Origin of the sequence: Streptococcus oralis, from assembly GCF_003942875.1 — a bacterium.
GTDB classification, from domain to species: Bacteria; Bacillota; Bacilli; order Lactobacillales; family Streptococcaceae; genus Streptococcus; species Streptococcus oralis_BX.
Genome location: NZ_RMVK01000005.1, coordinates 171,479 through 189,504, shown reverse-complemented (window position 1 = coordinate 189,504; position 18,026 = coordinate 171,479). Strand labels below are relative to the sequence as shown.

Below are 18,026 nucleotides of genomic sequence, written 5' to 3'. Positions count from 1 at the left end.
GATGCAGGGACAAATCATTAAAGCCTTGGCAGGATTCTACTATGTGGAGAGTGAGGACCAAGTCTATCAGACACGTGCGCGTGGGAATTTCCGCAAAAAAGGTCATACACCCTACGTTGGGGACTGGGTAGATTTTTCTGCGGAGGAAAATTCCGAAGGTTATATCCTCAAAATTCACGAACGGAAAAACAGTCTGGTCCGTCCACCTATTGTCAATATTGACCAAGCTGTGGTGATCATGTCCGTCAAGGAACCGGACTTCAACAGCAACTTGTTGGATCGTTTCTTGGTTCTTTTGGAACACAAGGACATCCATCCTATCGTTTATATTTCTAAAATGGACTTGCTGGAAGATAGAGGAGAACTGGATTTTTACCAGCAGACATACGGTGACATCGGCTATGACTTTGTGACCAGTAAAGAGGAACTCCTGCCTTTGTTGACAGGAAAAGTGACGGTCTTTATGGGGCAGACAGGTGTTGGAAAATCAACCCTCCTCAATAAAATCGCACCGGACCTCAATCTTGAAACAGGAGAGATCTCAGACAGTCTGGGTCGCGGTCGTCATACCACTCGAGCTGTTAGTTTTTACAACCTCAATGGGGGTAAAATCGCGGACACACCAGGCTTTTCATCACTGGATTATGAAGTGTCAACGGCTGAAGACCTCAATCAGGCTTTTCCAGAGATTGTCAGTGTCAGTCGAGACTGTAAATTCCGTACTTGTACCCATACCCATGAACCGTCCTGTGCGGTTAAGCCGGCTGTCGAAGAGGGTATCATTGCATCCTTCCGTTTTGACAACTACCTGCAATTCCTTAGCGAAATTGAAAATCGCAGAGAAACCTATAAAAAAGTCAGTAAAAAAATTCCAAAATAAGGAGAAACCTATGTCTCAATACAAGATTGCTCCGTCAATTCTGGCAGCAGATTATGCCAACTTTGAACGTGAAATCAAACGCCTAGAAGCAACTGGGGCAGAATATGCCCATATCGATATCATGGACGGCCACTTTGTGCCACAAATTAGTTTTGGTGCAGGTGTGGTCGAAGCTCTTCGCCCTCATAGCAAGATGGTCTTTGACTGCCACTTGATGGTAGCTAATCCAGAGCATCATTTAGAAGACTTTGCGCGTGCAGGTGCAGACATCATCAGTATCCATGTAGAAGCAACACCTCATATCCATGGTGCTCTTCAAAAGATTCGTTCTCTAGGTGTCAAACCTTCTGTTGTCATTAACCCTGGTACGCCGGTTGAAGCTATCAAACACGTACTTCACCTAGTTGACCAAGTCTTGGTCATGACAGTGAATCCTGGCTTCGGCGGACAAGCTTTTCTACCTGAAACCATGGATAAGGTTCGTGAGTTGGTTTCCCTTCGTGAGGAAAAAGGCTTGGACTTTGATATTGAAGTCGATGGTGGTATTGATGACCAAACCATTGCTCAAGCCAAAGAAGCTGGAGCGACCGTTTTTGTAGCAGGATCCTATGTCTTTAAGGGAGATGTCAATGAACGAGTGCAAACTCTCAGAAAACAATTGGACTAGGGTTGCCGTTTTTGCAGGTGGAGATCGCGGTCATTATCGGACGAATTTTGATAGCTTTGTTGGTGTGGATCGAGGCTCACTCTGGGTCTTGGAAGAAGACCTTCCTCTCGCTCTAGCAGTTGGGGATTTTGATTCGGTGACTGCAGAAGAGCGACAGGTGATTCAAAAACGTGCCCAACATTTTGTTCAAGCCCAGCCAGAAAAAGATGATACAGATCTGGAATTGGCTCTCTTAACCATCTTTGAGCAAAATTCTCAGGCTCAGGTGACTATTTTTGGGGCTTTGGGTGGTCGTATTGATCATATGCTGGCTAATGTCTTTCTGCCTAGCAATCCCAAGTTGGCACCCTATATGCGCCAGATAGCGATTGAGGATGGGCAAAACTTGATTGCCTATTGTCCAGAAGGGACCAGTCAGCTAGAGCCCCGTTCGGACTATGACTATCTAGCCTTTATGCCGGTTCGGGATAGCCAGCTGACCATTCTCGGTGCCAAGTACGAATTGACAGAGGAAAATTTTTTCTTTAAAAAAGTGTACGCTTCTAACGAATATATAGATAGGGAAGTTTCGATAACTTGCCCAGAAGGCTATGTCGTCGTGCTGCATAGCAAGGACAGGAGGTAGGATGGAGACTGTATTATTACTATTATTAATTGCCAATCTAGCTGGTCTCTTTCTCATTTGGCAGAGGCAGGATAAGCAGGAGAAACACCTAAGCAAGAGTTTGGAGGATCAGGCAGATCATCTGTCAGACCAGTTGGATTATCGCTTTGAACAAGCTAGGCAAGCAAGCCAGTTAGACCAAAAAGACTTGGAAGTGGCTGTCAGCGACCGTTTGCAAGAAGTGCGAATGGAGTTGCACCAAGGCCTGACTCAAGTTCGTCAAGAAATGACAGATAATCTTTTGCAAACTAGGGACAAGACCGACCAACGTCTCCAAGCCTTGCAGGAGTCCAATGAGCAACGTTTGGAACAAATGCGTCAAACTGTCGAGGAAAAGTTAGAAAAGACCTTGCAGACGCGCTTGCAGGCTTCCTTCGAGACAGTTTCCAAACAACTGGAGTCGGTCAATCGTGGCCTTGGAGAAATGCAGACAGTTGCCCGCGATGTCGGTGCACTTAACAAGGTTCTCTCTGGAACCAAGACTCGAGGGATTCTGGGTGAATTGCAACTGGGGCAGATCATCGAAGACATCATGACACCTGCCCAGTACGAACGAGAATTTGCAACGGTTGAAAACTCCAGTGAACGAGTAGAGTATGCCATCAAACTGCCCGGACAGGGTGGCCAGGAATATGTCTATTTGCCGATTGACTCCAAGTTTCCACTGGCAGATTATTATCGCTTGGAAGAAGCCTATGAAGCAGGCGATAAGGACGAAATCGAACGTTGTCGCAAATCACTCCTAGCTAGCGTCAAGCGCTTTGGCAAGGATATCAAGAGCAAGTACATAGCGCCACCGCGGACGACCAATTTTGGAGTCTTGTTTGTTCCGACAGAGGGACTCTACTCAGAGATTGTTCGCAATCCGGTCTTCTTTGATGATTTGAGACGTGAGGAGCAGATTATTGTCGCGGGTCCAAGTACCCTATCAGCTCTGCTCAATTCTCTATCAGTTGGCTTCAAAACTCTCAATATCCAAAAGAGTGCCGACCATATCAGTAAGACCCTTGCCAGCGTTAAGACTGAGTTTGGCAAGTTCGGGGGGATTTTGGTTAAGGCACAAAAACATCTTCAACATGCCTCTGGCAATATTGATGAATTATTAAACCGTCGTACCACAGCTATCGAGCGGACGCTCCGTCACATTGAATTATCAGAAGGTGAGCCTGCGCTTGATCTACTCCATTTCCAAGAAGATGAGGAAGAATATGAAGATTAGTCACATGAAAAAAGATGAGCTGTTTGAAGGTTTTTACCTGATTAAGTCAGCTGACCTGAGACAGACGCGTGCTGGGAAAAACTACCTAGCCTTTACCTTCCAAGACGATAGTGGCGAGATTGAAGGGAAACTCTGGGATGCCCAACCTCATAACGTTGAGGCCTTTACCGCAGGGAAAGTCGTCCACATGCAGGGGCGTCGAGAAGTTTACAATAACACTCCTCAAGTCAATCAAATTACTCTTCGTTTACCTCAGCCTGGGGAACCCAATGATCCAGCTGACTTCAAGGTTAAATCTCCAGTTGATGTCAAGGAAATCCGTGACTACATGTCGCAAATGATTTTCAAGATTGAAAATCCTGTCTGGCAGCGTATCGTTCGCAGTCTCTACACCAAGTATGATAAGGAATTCTACTCCTATCCAGCTGCCAAGACCAACCACCATGCCTTTGAGACGGGTTTGGCCTATCATACAGCAACCATGGTGCGCTTGGCAGATGCCATTAGTGAGATTTATCCTCAGCTCAACAAGAGCCTCCTCTATGCGGGAATTATGTTGCATGACTTGGCCAAGGTTATTGAGTTGACGGGACCAGACCAGACGGAGTACACAGTGCGAGGCAATCTCATCGGCCATATCGCCCTCATCGATAGTGAAATTACCAAGACTGTCATGGAACTGGGCATCGATGATACTAGAGAAGAAGTGGTGCTACTGCGCCATGTCATCCTCAGTCATCATGGCTTGCTAGAGTATGGAAGTCCAGTCCGTCCACGCATTATGGAGGCAGAGATTATCCATATGATTGACAATCTAGATGCCAGCATGATGATGATGTCAACAGCTCTAGCTTTGGTGGACAAAGGAGAGATGACCAATAAAATCTTTGCTATGGACAATCGTTCCTTCTATAAACCAGATTTAGATTAATGATTTAAGAAAAACGAGCATTTTTTACGCAATAATGTTCGTTTTTTTATGTGAATGTGGTATAATGGATAAAATATCAAAATTAAATGGAATGGTAAATAAAAATGAAATTAAGAAGAAGTGATCGGATGGTTGTCATTTCCAACTATTTGATTAATAATCCATACAAACTAACAAGTCTCAACACCTTTGCAGAAAAGTACGAATCTGCTAAATCATCGATTTCAGAGGACATCGTGATTATCAAGCGTGCCTTTGAGGAAATCGAAATCGGCCATATTCAGACTGTGACTGGAGCAGGTGGTGGCGTTATCTTTACACCATCAATTTCGAGTCATGAAGCCAAAGAAATGATCGCAGACTTGCGTGACAAACTTTCAGAAAGCGACCGTATCTTGCCAGGTGGCTACATTTACCTGTCTGATTTGCTTAGTACGCCTGCCATTTTGAAAAATATTGGGCGTATCATTGCCAAGAGCTTTATGGACCAAAAAATCGATGCCGTTATGACAGTAGCAACTAAAGGGGTTCCACTCGCAAATGCAGTTGCCAATGTCCTCAACGTTCCATTTGTCATTGTGCGTCGTGACTTGAAAATTACCGAAGGTTCAACGGTCAGCGTCAACTATGTTTCAGGTTCCAGTGGTGACCGCATTGAGAAAATGTTCCTTTCAAAACGCAGTCTCAAGGCAGGCAGTCGTGTCTTGATTGTGGATGACTTCTTGAAAGGCGGCGGAACTGTCAACGGGATGATTAGTCTCTTGCGTGAATTCGATTCTGAACTAGCTGGTGTCGCAGTCTTTGCAGACAATGCCCAAGAAGAACGTGAAAAGCAGTTCGATTACAAGTCACTCTTGAAAGTAACTAATATTGATGTTAAGAACCAATCCATCGATGTCGAGATTGGAAATATCTTTGACGAAGACAAATAAGAGATAGAACTAAAGGTTGGAACGCTTGTCCCAGCCTTTCTTTGCAAACAGAATAGAAGGATGCTTATGAAAACACCATTTATCAGCCGTGAAGATTTAGAAACAATTGTTGCAGAGTTCCCGACTCCCTTTCACTTGTATGATGAGAAGGGGATTCGTGAAAAAGCAAGAGCCGTCAACCAGGCCTTTTCTTGGAATAAGGGATTCAAAGAATATTTTGCCGTCAAGGCCACTCCAACCCCAGCCATCTTGAAAATCCTCCAAGAGGAAGGTTGTGGTGTGGACTGTTCTAGTTATGTGGAACTTTTGATGAGCCATAAACTGGATTTCCCCGGTTCTGAAATCATGTTCTCTTCTAACAACACGCCTGACAAGGAATATGCCTATGCGCGTGAATTAGGTGCGACCATTAACTTGGATGCCTTTGAAGATATTGAACATCTAGAGCGAGCGGCAGGCATTCCAGAAATTATCTCTTGTCGTTACAATCCTGGAGGTGTTTTTGAACTGGGTACCGACATTATGGACAATCCAGGAGAAGCCAAGTTTGGGATGACCAAGGACCAGCTTTTTGAAGCCTTTGCGATTTTGAAGGAAAAAGGAGCCAAGACTTTTGGGATTCACTCTTTCCTAGCATCCAATACTGTCACCCATCTCTACTACCCAGAGTTGGCTCGTCAGCTTTTTGAATTGGCTGTTGAAATCAAGGAAAAGTTGGGCATTTCACTAGACTTTATCAATCTTTCCGGCGGTATTGGTGTCAACTATCGCCCAGACCAGGAGCCAAATGATATCGCTGTGATTGGTGAAGGGGTGCGTAAGGTTTATGAGGAAGTCCTTACGCCAGCAGGTCTTGGTCAGGTTAAGATTTTCACCGAATTGGGCCGCTTTATGTTAGCCCCTCACGGAGCTTTGGTCACAAAAGTCACTCATAAGAAGAAAACCTATCGTACCTATCTGGGCGTGGACGCCTCAGCAGTTAACCTCATGCGTCCAGCCATGTATGGGGTCTACCACCATATCACTAATCTTACTCATCCAGACGGACCAGTTGAGATGGTAGACGTGGTCGGTTCACTCTGTGAAAACAATGATAAATTTGCAGTGAATCGCGAACTACCTTATACAGAAATCGGTGATTTGCTAGTGATTCATGATACAGGTGCACATGGATTCTCCATGGGTTACCAGTACAATGCCAAACTACGCTCGGCAGAAATCCTCTATACCGAAGAAGGAAAAGCCCGCCAAATCCGCCGTGCAGAGCGCCCTGAGGACTATTTTGCAACCTTGTATGGTTTTGATTTTGAATCGGATCATTAAAAGAAATTGAAAATGAAAGTGAAAAACAGATTGCTTTCTAAAAAATAGACAAAAAAACCTTGTTTTTCACCTTACTCGTGATATAATAAAACTATAAAACGGTTTCAAGGAAGGTGACGATATGTCTGAAGAAACAATTGACTATGGACAAGTGACAGGAATGGTGCATTCGACAGAGAGTTTTGGGGCGGTAGATGGCCCTGGGATTCGTTTTATTGTCTTTTTGCAGGGCTGTCACATGCGTTGCCAGTACTGTCATAACCCCGATACATGGGCGATGGAGACCAATAAATCACGCGAACGGACAGTAGACGATGTTTTGTCAGAAGCCCTTCGCTACCGTGGATTCTGGGGAGACAAGGGAGGAATCACTGTCAGTGGAGGAGAAGCCCTCTTACAGATTGATTTCTTGATTGCCCTCTTTACCAAGGCCAAGGAAAAAGGAATCCACTGTACCTTGGATACCTGTGCCCTTCCGTTCCGTAATAAACCACGTTATCTCGAAAAGTTTAATAAACTCATGGCGGTGACAGACTTGGTTCTCTTGGATATCAAGGAAATCAATGAAGAACAGCACAAGATTGTCACAAGCCAAACTAATAAAAACATCTTGGCCTGTGCCCAGTACCTATCAGATATCGGGAAGCCTGTTTGGATTCGCCATGTGCTGGTTCCGGGATTGACAGACAGAGATGACGACTTGATCGAACTTGGGAAGTTCGTAAAAACCCTCAAAAACGTTGACAAGTTTGAAATCCTACCTTATCACACGATGGGAGAATTCAAGTGGCGTGAACTAGGAATTCCTTATTCGCTCGAAGGGGTCAAACCACCAACAGCAGACCGCGTTAAGAATGCTAAAAAACTCATGGATACAGAGAGCTATCAAGACTACATGAAACGTGTTCATGGATAAAAAAGAAGCCTGATGGAGACATCGGGCTTTTGTGATGCAAAAAGACTTAGCCTTTCAGCTAAGCTTTTTCTTATTTTCTAGAATGTTGTTTACCAGCATTGCGTTTTTTATGTTTCTTATTGGTCATGATCGCAGTTGCTTGGTTTGGAGTGACATCTTTGCGTCCGCCTCCAGTTGAAAATGAACTTGCTTTTGGTGGATTCTTGGCAAATTCTTCACGAACTTTTTTGCGAAGTTTTGGACGAACAACATAGTTAACGATGAACTGTTGGAGAATCATCATGAAACCACCGACAACCCAGTAAAGCGTCACACTGGCTGGTGCGAAGAGGGAGAAGACGACAATCATGAGTGGACTCACGTAAATCATTCTTTTTAGTTGATCTCTTTGCATCTCGTCTTCTACTCCATGAAGTGAGAGGAGTGATTGGAGATAGTAGAGGATACCAGCGAAAGCGACAAGGAGCAGACTTGGTGAACCAAGATCGATACCCAAGAAGGTAGAGCTAGCTACTCCATCAGTGTATTGGGCTGCAAAGTAGATAGCAGAGAAGAAAGGCATTTGAATGAGGATAGGGAAACATCCTACACCACCGAACATGCTGATGCCATGTTCTTTCTGAGCTGCAAAGAGAGCTTGTTGCGCTTCTAGTTTTTCTTCCTGAGTTGTTGCCTCTTTGAGGCGTGTTTGATGTGGTTCGAGCACGTGTTTGAGGGCATTCATCTTTTCAGAGTGAAGCGTTGCCTTCCATGATTGGTAGATACCAAGTGGCAAGATAATCAAGCGCACGATAATGGTTACGATAATGATAGCCACACCAAAGCCTAGACCTTTATCAGTAGCGAAGTATTTGATGGCTTCAGCCATAGGCGCTCCGATGGTATTCCAAATCAATCCTGTGGGTTGTCCTGTTGCTTTGTCTACTTGGACACAGCCTGTCAAGACGAGTAGCATAGCCACTCCCATAGCAGAGAGGGCAAAACGTTTAATAGATTTCAATGTTTTCATTCCTTCTTTAAAAATTATACCTTTCTATTCTACTGTTTTTTTGTAAAATATACAATAGTTCTAGAGACCTAATTTGCGACTTTGAAGTCCGAATAGGATGAAAAGTTGCTCATTTGTACATCTAGATAGGTAACTTTTGAAAAAGGTGTCGGACCTTTTCGGATTTCTTGGATAAATTTTGCCATAGTGGCGGAGGAATCTGCTTGAGCAAGGATTTCGACAGTGCCATCGTCGTTATTCCAGACACGACCAGTGATGCCACCGATTTCAAGAGCTAAAGTATAAACACCCCAGCGAAAACCAACACCCTGCACCCTGCCTTGGGCAATCATTCTAACCTTTTGCATACCAAACCCCTTTGATTGTGTGTTATAATGTTTCTATGACTATTATAACCTCAAAAGCCAATTCTGTGGTAAAAAATACCAAGAAATTGCATCAAAAAAAATATCGAAAGTCTGCTTATTTGATTGAGGGCTGGCACTTGTTTGAAGAAGCTGTTCAAGCTGGAGTGACGATTGAAAAGGTCTTTGCCCTAGAAAGTTACCGAGATCAGCTAGCTGCTTTTCCTCAAACTATCTGGGTTTCAGAGGAGATTTTGCTGGATTTGGCAGATACGCAAACTCCTCAAGGGATTGTTGCGGTGATTCAGAAAGAAGAAGTAGGACTGCCTGATTTTAGTCAGGGGAAGTTTCTATTTTTAGAAGATGTCCAAGACCCTGGTAATGTGGGCACCATGATTCGGACTGCGGATGCCGCAGGTTTTACAGGGGTTATTGTCTCAGACAAGTCAGCAGATATCTACAGTCTGAAGACCCTGCGTTCCATGCAAGGAAGTCATTTTCACTTGCCCATCTATCGTATGCCTCTTGCCACCTTTGTAGAAGAGGCAAAGAAGAGCAATTTGCCCATTCTAGCAACGACCTTATCCAAAGAATCCAAGGACTATCGTGAGTTTTCTCCCTTAGAAAACTTTGCTCTAGTCATGGGAAATGAAGGACAGGGAATTAGTCATATCATGGCTGAGAGTGCTGACCAGCTGGTTCATATTGGCATGAAAGGCCGAGCAGAAAGTCTCAACGTGGCAGTTGCAGCAGGCATTTTGATGTTTTATTTCAGCTAATTTATAAAATCTTTGTTATAATCAAGACATATTTATAGAAAAAGGAGAATCGGAATGAATCAAACAATTATTCAAGAACGTTCAGGTCTTAATCAATTTTACGCTAAGGTTTACGCCTTTGTGGGGCTGGGGATTGGTCTATCAGCTCTGGTGTCAGCTTTGATGTTGACAGTCTTTCAGTCCCAATTGGTCTACTTTTTAATGCATGGCCGTCTCTGGTTGATGATTGCAACTTTTGCAGAACTTGCTCTAGTCTTTGTTGCAAGTAGCATGGCTGCCAAAAATAGCCCAGCAGCTCTCCCAGTATTTTTAGTTTATTCTGTTTTAAATGGCTTTACGCTCAGCTTTGTCGTAGCCTTCTATACACCTGGGACCGTCTTATCAGCCTTTGTATCCAGTGCCCTTCTCTTCTTTGTCATGGCGGCAATCGGAATTTTCACTAAGAAAGATTTGAGTGGAATGGGACGAGCTTTGATGGCGGCGCTTGTTGGTCTCATCATTGCTATGATTGTGAATCTATTTTTAGCCAATAGCTTCTTTGACTACATGATTAGTATTGCCATGGTCTTGGTTTTCTCAGGTTTGATTGCTTGGGATAACCAAAAGATTCGCTATGTTTATGAGCAGTCACGAGGGCAAGTAGCGACAGGATGGGTCATCTCAATGGCGCTCAGCATCTATCTAGACTTTATCAACCTCTTCCTTAGCATCTTACGAATCTTTGGTCGAAACGATTAATGAATGACAGAGTCAGTGTTCAAAAGAGCACTGACTTTTTCTTATTTACTCTTTTCTTTTCTTGGAAATAGGTGTATAATGCTTTTAACTAATTTTTGAGGAGCTGTTTATGAAGAAAAGTTTTATTCATCAACAAGAAGAAATTTCCTTTGTGAAGAACACTTTTACCCAGTATTTGAAAGATAAGTTAGAAGTTGTTGAAGTTCAAGGTCCTATCTTGAGCAAGGTCGGGGATGGGATGCAGGACAACCTGTCAGGTGTCGAAAATCCAGTATCCGTCAAGGTCTTGCAGATTCCAGATGAAACCTATGAAGTCGTTCACTCACTTGCCAAATGGAAACGCCACACCTTGGCTCGTTTTGGTTTCGGTGAAGGTGAAGGTCTGTTTGTTCATATGAAAGCCCTTCGTCCGGACGAAGATTCGCTTGACGCGACCCATTCAGTTTATGTGGACCAGTGGGACTGGGAGAAGGTTATCCCAAATGGTCAACGCAATATCGCTTATCTCAAAGAAACCGTTGAGAAGATTTACAAGGCTATTCGTCTAACAGAGCTAGCCGTAGAGGCCCGCTACGATATCGAATCCATCTTGCCAAAACAAATCACCTTTATCCATACAGAAGAGTTGGTAGAACGCTATCCAGACCTAACACCGAAAGAGCGTGAAAATGCGATCTGTAAAGAGTTCGGTGCTGTCTTCTTGATTGGTATTGGTGGCGAGTTGCCTGACGGAAAACCTCATGACGGCCGCGCACCTGACTATGATGACTGGACAACAGAGTCTGAAAATGGCTACAAAGGGTTAAATGGGGATATTCTAGTTTGGAACGAATCTCTTGGCTGTGCCTTTGAGCTTTCGTCGATGGGGATTCGGGTAGATGAAGATACACTTCGTCGCCAAGTGGCTCTTACAGGAGACGAAAATCGTCTGGAGTTGGAATGGCATAAGGCACTGCTCAACGGTCTTTTCCCATTGACAATCGGTGGGGGGATTGGACAGTCTCGGATGGCCATGTTCCTTCTTCGTAAGAAACACATCGGAGAGGTCCAGACCAGTGTTTGGCCTCAAGAAGTTCGCGATACGTACGAAAATATTTTGTAGAGAATCGAACCGCAAGGTTCGGTTTTCTTTCTCTTTTTGCCTATAATTTGGTATAATAAACGGTATGAAAATCGTATCAGGAATCTACGGAGGGCGTCCCCTCAAGACGCTAGAAGGCAAGACGACGAGGCCGACATCAGATAAGGTGCGTGGAGCTATCTTTAACATGATAGGTCCCTATTTTGAGGGTGGTCGTGTCTTGGATCTCTATGCTGGCAGTGGTGGCTTATCCATTGAGGCAGTCTCGCGTGGGATGTCCCATGCTGTCTTAGTGGAATGGGATCGAAAGGCACAAGCTATCATCGCTGAAAATATCCAAATGACCAAGGAAGCTTCCAAATTTCAGCTCTTAAAGATGGAGGCTGAACGGGCCTTGGAGCAAGTGAAAGGTCCCTTTGACCTGGTCTTTTTAGACCCGCCCTATGCCAAGGAACAAATCGTTGCAGATATCGAAAAAATGGCAGAAAGAAACCTTTTCTCCGAAGAGGTCATGGTTGTCTGCGAAACCGATAAGTCTGTAGAACTTCCAGAAGAAATCGCCTGCTTAGGCATCTGGAAGGAAAAAATATATGGGATTAGTAAGGTGACAGTCTATGTCAGATAAAATTGGATTATTTACAGGTTCATTTGATCCGATGACAAATGGACATCTGGATATGATTGAACGTGCCAGCAAACTCTTTGATAAGCTCTATGTCGGGATTTTCTACAATCCCCACAAACAAGGCTTTCTCCCTGTTGAAAATCGCAAACGAGCAGTCGAAAAAGCGGTGGCGCATTTAGATAATGTAGAGGTGCTGGCTTCTCATGACCAACTAGTCGTCGATGTTGCAAGAAGACTGGGTGCTAAGACCCTTGTCCGTGGCTTGCGAAATACCACCGACTTGCAATACGAGTCTAGTTTTGATTACTACAATCATCAACTGGCTCCAGAAATCGAAACCATTTACCTATATAGTCGCCCAGAGCATCTTTATATTAGCTCTTCGGCCGTGAGAGAACTTCTGAAGTTTGGTCAGGAGATTCAGCAATATGTCCCAAACAGTGTTGTGGAGGAATTAGAACATGAAGAAAAAAACTAGATGGCCCTTATATGTCATCCTAGCACTAGTATTGACTTTTTTAGCCTTTGTAGTACCTTTACCATACTACATAGAAGTTCCAGGTGGAGCGGAAGATATTCGTCGCGTTTTGAAAGTCAATGAAACAGAAGACACAGAAGCAGGAGCTTACCAGTTTGTGACAGTCGGTATTCGACACGCAACCCTATCGCATCTTGTCTATGCTTGGTTAACGCCTTTCACGGATATTAGAAGTGCCAAGGAGACTACGGGTGGCTCTACTGATGCAGAATTTATGCGGATCAATCAGTTCTACATGCAAACGTCCCAAAACATGGCCAAGTATCAAGGATTGAAGACGGCTGGAAAGGATATCGAACTCAAGTATCTGGGAGTTTATGTCTTGACCGTGACGGACAATTCAACTTTTAAGGGCATTCTGAACATTGCAGATACCGTGACGGCTGTTAATGACAAAACATTTGACAGTTCAAAAGACTTGGTCGACTATGTCAACTCTCAACAATTAGGGGATACGGTCAAGGTAACCTATGAAGAAGACGGAAAAGTCAAGTCTGCAGAAGGTAAAATTATCACTCTCGAAAACGGGAAAAACGGGATTGGGATTGGCTTGATTGACCGTACGGAAGTGACCAGTGATGTTCCAATTCGCTTTTCAACAGCTGGTATCGGCGGACCAAGTGCCGGTCTCATGTTTAGTCTAGCTATTTACACCCAGATAGCAGATCCAGGACTTCGTAATGGTCGCGTCGTTGCGGGAACGGGAACCATTGATCGCGATGGAAATGTTGGTGACATCGGTGGAATTGACAAAAAAGTAGTTGCAGCCTCTCGTCAGGGAGCCAACATCTTTTTTGCTCCTGACAATCCAGTCACCGAGGAAGCAAAAAAAGCAGATCCCAATGCGAAAAGCAACTATGAAACAGCCCTAGAAGCCGCCAAAACCATCAAAACAGAGATGAAAATCGTTCCCGTTAAGACCTTGCAGGATGCGATTGATTACCTTAAAAACAATCCCTAATTGGTAGAAAAATTGAAAACTAGCGCGCAAGCGGATAAGATGGTATAATAGTCAAATGGTTCAATTATTATTCACTCTAAGTAGTCATATACTCTTTATTTATTTGAGTTTTTACCTTTTGAAGGATCTTGTGAGATGGGAAAAGGTTTTAAAAGTGACCGCTACTAACACAAAAAAGGTTCGTTTATTGGTAGGCTTCTTTAGTATTGTGATGGGCTACATCTTGAGTTCATTCTTTATCAGTTTGTACCAACTGTGGCAAGAAGCGCTTAGAGGACTATTATAAAATCAAAAGTAAAGGAAACAGCTATGGAAAAAATTGTGGTTCAAGGCGGAGATAATCGTCTGGTCGGGAGTGTGACGATCGAGGGAGCAAAGAATGCAGTCTTGCCCTTGTTGGCAGCGACTATTCTAGCAAGCAAGGGTAAGACAGTCTTGCAGAACGTCCCAATCTTGTCAGATGTTTTCACCATGAATCAAGTGGTTCGAGGTCTGAATGCCAAGGTGGACTTTGATGAGGAAGCTCATGTTGTCGAGGTTGATGCGACTGGTGATATCACGGAGGAAGCTCCATACAAGTATGTCAGCAAGATGCGGGCATCCATCGTTGTCTTGGGACCAATCCTTGCTCGTGTAGGCCATGCCAAAGTTTCTATGCCAGGGGGATGTACCATCGGGAGTCGTCCCATCGACCTCCACCTCAAAGGTTTGGAAGCTATGGGGGCAAAGATTACCCAGACAGCTGGTTACATCGAAGCTAAGGCAGAACGCCTGCATGGCGCTCATATCTACATGGACTTCCCAAGTGTTGGCGCAACACAAAACCTCATGATGGCGGCAACTCTAGCTGATGGAGTGACGGTCATTGAAAATGCTGCGCGTGAGCCAGAAATTGTTGACCTCGCTATTCTCCTTAATGAGATGGGAGCTAAGGTCAAGGGAGCTGGTACCGAAACCATCACAGTGACTGGTGTCGAGGAACTCCATGGAACAACTCATAATGTGGTACAGGATCGTATCGAAGCAGGAACCTTTATGGTGGCGGCAGCTATGACTGGTGGAGATGTTCTCGTTCGTGATGCCGTCTGGGAACACAATCGCCCCTTGATTTCAAAACTACTTGAAATGGGTGTTGAAGTGACAGAGGAATCAGAAGGTATCCGTGTTCGTTCTCAACTTGAAAATCTCAAGGCTGTTCATGTAAAAACCTTACCGCACCCAGGATTCCCAACAGATATGCAGGCACAATTTACAGCTCTGATGACCGTCGCAAAAGGGGAATCCACCATGGTGGAGACGGTGTTTGAGAATCGCTTCCAACACTTGGAGGAAATGCGCCGTATGGGCTTGCATTCAGAGATTATCCGTGACACAGCTCGTATTGTTGGGGGACAAGCTTTACAGGGGGCAGAAGTTTTATCAACGGACCTTCGCGCTAGTGCTGCTTTGATTTTGACAGGTCTGGTGGCACAGGGAGAAACAGTTGTTGGTAAGCTAGTTCACCTTGATAGAGGTTACTACCGTTTCCATGAGAAATTGGCTCAGCTAGGAGCGAAGATTCAGCGAATCGAGGCAAATGATGAAGAAGAATAAAAACTTACGCTATGTACTCCGTCGTTTACTGTTGATTTTTATCGTACTATTGCTAGGCTTTCTGGCTTTAGGAATCGGCTTGATGGTTGGTTATGGCATCCTAGGAAAGGGACAGGATCCATGGGCTATATTGTCTCCAGCAAAGTGGCAGGAATTGATTAGCAAATTTACAGGAAATTAGACTGGGAGACCAGTCTTTTTCTAAAGAAATAAGGAGAAAAATGGACAAAAAAACAAGACAAGCTCTGATAGGGTTACTTCTATTCTTACTCTTGGCTGCTGGAAGCTACTACATCAAGCAGATGCAGACAGCGCCAAACACCCCTAGAACCAAGGTTAGTCAGAAAAAACAAGCTTCAGAAGCTCCCAGTCAGGAGCTGGCTGAAAGTGTCTTAACCGAGTCGATCAAGAACCAAATAAAAGGTGATCTAGAGTGGAATGGGGCAGGTGCCTTTGTCGTAAATGGCAATAAAACCAATCTAGATGCCAAGGTTTCCAGCAAACCCTATGCGGATAATAAAACAAAGATAGTTGGAAAAGAAACAGTCCCAACTGTTGCCAATGCTCTCTTATCCAAAGCGACTCGGCAGTATAAAAATCGTGAAGAAACAGGCAACGGCTCAACCTCCTGGACGCCACCAGGATGGCATCAGGTCAAGAATCTAAAGGGAGTCTATACACATGCAGTTGATAGAGGACACCTGCTGGGCTATGCCTTGATAGGTGGATTAGATGGCTTTGATGCTTCTACCAGCAATCCCAAGAACATTGCAGTTCAGACGGCTTGGGCCAACCAGGCTCAGGCGGAAGATTCGACAGGGCAGAACTACTATGAGAGTCTGGTTAGGAAAGCCTTAGATCAGAATAAGAGAGTCCGTTATCGGGTAACTCTCCACTATGCTACGAATGAGAATTTGGTTCCATCTGCTTCACAAATTGAAGCCAAGTCTTCAGATGGGGAATTGGAATTCAACGTCCTGATTCCAAATGTTCAAAAGGGTATCCAGCTTGATTACCGAACAGGTCAGGTCACGGTGACAAACTAGAGCCAATCTATTAAAGGAATAAAAATTGCTCCCTTGTCCGTCATTGATAAGGGAGCGATTGTATAAATTAGAAAATAATGTGATTCCTAGGCCGATTTATGGTATAATGGAACACAAGATACTATTTTAGGAGAAAGACCATGGAAGACCCGAGCAGTCAGGATTTGTTACTGCAATTTGTACTTTTAGTTGTATTGACCTTGTTAAATGCTTTTTTCTCAGCCACTGAAATGGCAATGGTGTCACTAAACCGTTCCCGAGTTGAGCAAAAAGCAGAAGAGGGAGACAAACGTTACGTCCGTTTGTTAAAGGTACTTGAAAATCCTAACCACTTTTTATCAACCATTCAAGTCGGTATCACCTTGATCACGATCTTGTCAGGGGCAAAATTGGCAGATACACTTGGACAAGTAATTGCCTCTTGGATGGGGAATGGAGAAACAACTTATGCCATTGCAAGTTTCCTCTCTTTGGCATTCTTGACCTACATCTCTATTGTTTTTGGTGAACTCTATCCTAAACGGATTGCCCTTAATCTAAAAGATGCCTTAGCCATTCGCTCTGTTCCGATTATCATTGGGCTTGGGAAGATTGTCAGTCCCTTTGTCTGGTTGTTATCTGCTTCAACCAATCTCTTGAGTCGTTTAACGCCAATGACCTTTGATGATGCGGATGAAAAAATGACTCGAGATGAAATTGAGTACATGTTGACCAAAAGTGAGGAGACTTTGGATGCAGACGAAATCGAGATGTTACAAGGGATCTTCTCTCTAGATGAGCTGATGGCGAGAGAAGTCATGGTTCCTCGGACAGATGCCTTTATGGTGGATATTCAGGATGATAGTCAAACCATTATCCAAAGTATTTTAAAACAAAACTTTTCCCGTATCCCAGTTTATGATGGGGATAAGGACAATGTGATTGGTTTGATTCATACCAAGCGTTTGCTAAACGCTGCCTATGCAGATGGCTTTGAAAATATTGTCTGGAAGAAGATCTTACAAGATCCACTCTTTGTTCCTGAAACTATTTTTGTGGATGACTTGCTAAAAGAATTGCGAAATACCCAAAGACAAATGGCCATTTTGCTCGATGAATATGGTGGTATGGCTGGACTGGTCACACTGGAAGACCTGCTGGAGGAGATTGTCGGAGAAATCGACGACGAGACAGACCGAGCAGAAATCGAAGTCCATCAAATCGGTGAGGACACCTATATTGCACAAGGAACTATGAATCTTAACGACTTCAATAACTACTTTGGTGTCGAACTAGAAAGCGATGATGTGGATACCATCGCCGGTTATTATTTGACGGGTGTTGGTACGATTCCAACAACTGAGAAAATTAGTTACCAACTGGTCAGTCAAAACAAGCAAATCGTCCTGACCAACGATAAGGTGAAAAATGGACGTGTTACCAAGATAAAAGTTCAAATCACAGAACTAGAACCCGAAGAAGAAACAGAATAAAGCAGTGACTTGAGTCACTGCTTTTTGTAAATCTAGATGGTAGGTTCAGTTATCCCCACTTATTAGGAATAATAAAAAAGCCCGGTTTTACGAGCTTTTCATTTGGTTAATTCCTGTTAATTCAGGTACTGAAAGGCGGTAGACGGATTTGAACCGACGATCAAGCTTTTGCAGAGCCGTGCCTTACCACTTGGCTATACCGCCTCAACGTTTATTATTATACCTTGAAAATCATTTCCCGTCAATAGTTTCTTATTCTAAAATCCAATTTAAGAAAACAGATGATGATCGAAGAAGTGAGAAAAAGC

21 protein-coding genes and 1 tRNA gene are annotated in these 18,026 nt (G+C 43.9%); 19 read left to right on the top strand and 3 right to left on the bottom strand.

The window, feature by feature from the left end; genetic code table 11:
- The first annotated feature begins 1 nt into the window (after position 1).
- The 8 genes from rsgA to pflA all read left to right on the top strand — a co-directional run bounded on the left by rsgA (position 2) and on the right by pflA (position 7,532).
- Positions 2–880 carry a ribosome small subunit-dependent GTPase A gene (gene rsgA, locus D8844_RS07000; RefSeq protein ID WP_125422960.1) on the top strand — a complete coding sequence of 293 codons (879 nt, stop codon included), beginning with the start codon at positions 2–4 and terminating at the stop codon, positions 878–880.
- A 10-nt stretch (positions 881–890) separates the two neighbouring features.
- Positions 891–1,547 carry a ribulose-phosphate 3-epimerase gene (rpe, locus tag D8844_RS06995; RefSeq protein WP_070837391.1) on the top strand — a complete coding sequence of 219 codons (657 nt, stop codon included), beginning with the start codon at positions 891–893 and terminating at the stop codon, positions 1,545–1,547.
- On the top strand, positions 1,510–2,172 hold the full coding sequence (locus D8844_RS06990) for a thiamine diphosphokinase (protein ID WP_125422957.1): 663 nt from the start codon (positions 1,510–1,512) through the stop codon (positions 2,170–2,172). Before rpe ends, D8844_RS06990 begins: the two co-directional genes overlap by 38 nt.
- Position 2,173: 1 nt before the next feature.
- Positions 2,174–3,430: a DNA recombination protein RmuC gene (locus D8844_RS06985; RefSeq protein WP_185757675.1), complete on the top strand. Its 1,257-nt coding sequence runs from the start codon at positions 2,174–2,176 to the stop codon at positions 3,428–3,430.
- Entirely contained in the window at positions 3,420–4,361 is a 942-nt protein-coding gene (locus tag D8844_RS06980) for a 3'-5' exoribonuclease YhaM family protein (RefSeq protein ID WP_070567750.1), read from the top strand. The genes D8844_RS06985 and D8844_RS06980 overlap by 11 nt, the downstream gene beginning before the upstream one ends.
- Before the next feature lie 104 nt (positions 4,362–4,465).
- Positions 4,466–5,293, top strand: a complete 828-nt coding sequence (purR, locus tag D8844_RS06975) for a pur operon repressor (protein WP_002874197.1) — start codon at positions 4,466–4,468, stop codon at positions 5,291–5,293.
- 66 nt (positions 5,294–5,359) lie between these two features.
- The gene (locus tag D8844_RS06970) at positions 5,360–6,616 is read left to right on the top strand and encodes a diaminopimelate decarboxylase (protein ID WP_125422951.1); all 1,257 of its coding nucleotides are present in this window, start codon (positions 5,360–5,362) and stop codon (positions 6,614–6,616) included.
- A gap of 121 nt (positions 6,617–6,737) precedes the next feature.
- The gene (pflA, locus tag D8844_RS06965; RefSeq protein WP_125422948.1) at positions 6,738–7,532 is read left to right on the top strand and encodes a pyruvate formate-lyase-activating protein; all 795 of its coding nucleotides are present in this window, start codon (positions 6,738–6,740) and stop codon (positions 7,530–7,532) included.
- Positions 7,533–7,602: 70 nt separating this feature from the next.
- Here the strand turns inward: pflA and yidC are convergent, their stop codons facing one another.
- On the bottom strand, positions 7,603–8,532 hold the full coding sequence (gene yidC, locus D8844_RS06960; protein WP_049479479.1) for a membrane protein insertase YidC: 930 nt from the start codon (positions 8,530–8,532) through the stop codon (positions 7,603–7,605).
- 77 nt (positions 8,533–8,609) lie between these two features.
- Positions 8,610–8,888: an acylphosphatase gene (locus tag D8844_RS06955; RefSeq protein WP_001174620.1), complete on the bottom strand. Its 279-nt coding sequence runs from the start codon at positions 8,886–8,888 to the stop codon at positions 8,610–8,612.
- Between the two features lie 35 nt (positions 8,889–8,923).
- On the opposite strand from D8844_RS06955, the gene D8844_RS06950 reads away from it, so the two are divergent.
- The 11 genes from D8844_RS06950 (at position 8,924) to D8844_RS06900 (ending at position 17,718) form a co-directional block, all read left to right on the top strand.
- The gene (locus D8844_RS06950; protein WP_125422945.1) at positions 8,924–9,664 is read left to right on the top strand and encodes a TrmH family RNA methyltransferase; all 741 of its coding nucleotides are present in this window, start codon (positions 8,924–8,926) and stop codon (positions 9,662–9,664) included.
- Between the two features lie 54 nt (positions 9,665–9,718).
- Complete coding sequence (locus D8844_RS06945) at positions 9,719–10,402, top strand: Bax inhibitor-1/YccA family protein (protein ID WP_061421644.1); 684 nt, start codon at positions 9,719–9,721, stop codon at positions 10,400–10,402.
- Positions 10,403–10,511: 109 nt separating this feature from the next.
- Positions 10,512–11,504, top strand: a complete 993-nt coding sequence (gene asnA / locus D8844_RS06940; RefSeq protein ID WP_084860344.1) for an aspartate--ammonia ligase — start codon at positions 10,512–10,514, stop codon at positions 11,502–11,504.
- 64 nt (positions 11,505–11,568) lie between these two features.
- A complete protein-coding gene (rsmD, locus tag D8844_RS06935) occupies positions 11,569–12,108 on the top strand; it encodes a 16S rRNA (guanine(966)-N(2))-methyltransferase RsmD (RefSeq protein WP_125422942.1) in 540 nt (179 codons plus the stop codon).
- On the top strand, positions 12,098–12,586 hold the full coding sequence (gene coaD / locus D8844_RS06930; protein ID WP_125422939.1) for a pantetheine-phosphate adenylyltransferase: 489 nt from the start codon (positions 12,098–12,100) through the stop codon (positions 12,584–12,586). Before rsmD ends, coaD begins: the two co-directional genes overlap by 11 nt.
- Entirely contained in the window at positions 12,570–13,607 is a 1,038-nt protein-coding gene (locus D8844_RS06925; RefSeq protein WP_049501597.1) for a SepM family pheromone-processing serine protease, read from the top strand. The genes coaD and D8844_RS06925 overlap by 17 nt, the downstream gene beginning before the upstream one ends.
- Positions 13,608–13,662: 55 nt before the next feature.
- On the top strand, positions 13,663–13,893 hold the full coding sequence (locus D8844_RS06920) for a DUF1146 family protein (RefSeq protein ID WP_002892633.1): 231 nt from the start codon (positions 13,663–13,665) through the stop codon (positions 13,891–13,893).
- Positions 13,894–13,916: 23 nt separating this feature from the next.
- Positions 13,917–15,200 (top strand): UDP-N-acetylglucosamine 1-carboxyvinyltransferase, encoded by a 1,284-nt coding sequence (gene murA / locus D8844_RS06915; RefSeq protein WP_000411918.1) that lies wholly within the window; start codon positions 13,917–13,919, stop codon positions 15,198–15,200.
- Entirely contained in the window at positions 15,187–15,381 is a 195-nt protein-coding gene (locus D8844_RS06910) for a DNA-directed RNA polymerase subunit beta (RefSeq protein ID WP_000739701.1), read from the top strand. The genes murA and D8844_RS06910 overlap by 14 nt, the downstream gene beginning before the upstream one ends.
- Before the next feature lie 40 nt (positions 15,382–15,421).
- The gene (locus D8844_RS06905; protein ID WP_125422936.1) at positions 15,422–16,246 is read left to right on the top strand and encodes a DNA/RNA non-specific endonuclease; all 825 of its coding nucleotides are present in this window, start codon (positions 15,422–15,424) and stop codon (positions 16,244–16,246) included.
- A 140-nt stretch (positions 16,247–16,386) separates the two neighbouring features.
- Positions 16,387–17,718 (top strand): hemolysin family protein, encoded by a 1,332-nt coding sequence (locus D8844_RS06900; protein ID WP_125422933.1) that lies wholly within the window; start codon positions 16,387–16,389, stop codon positions 17,716–17,718.
- Between the two features lie 133 nt (positions 17,719–17,851).
- On the opposite strand, the gene D8844_RS06895 is transcribed toward D8844_RS06900, so the two are convergent.
- A tRNA-Cys gene (locus D8844_RS06895) sits at positions 17,852–17,922 on the bottom strand.
- Between the last annotated feature and the right edge of the window lie 104 nt (positions 17,923–18,026).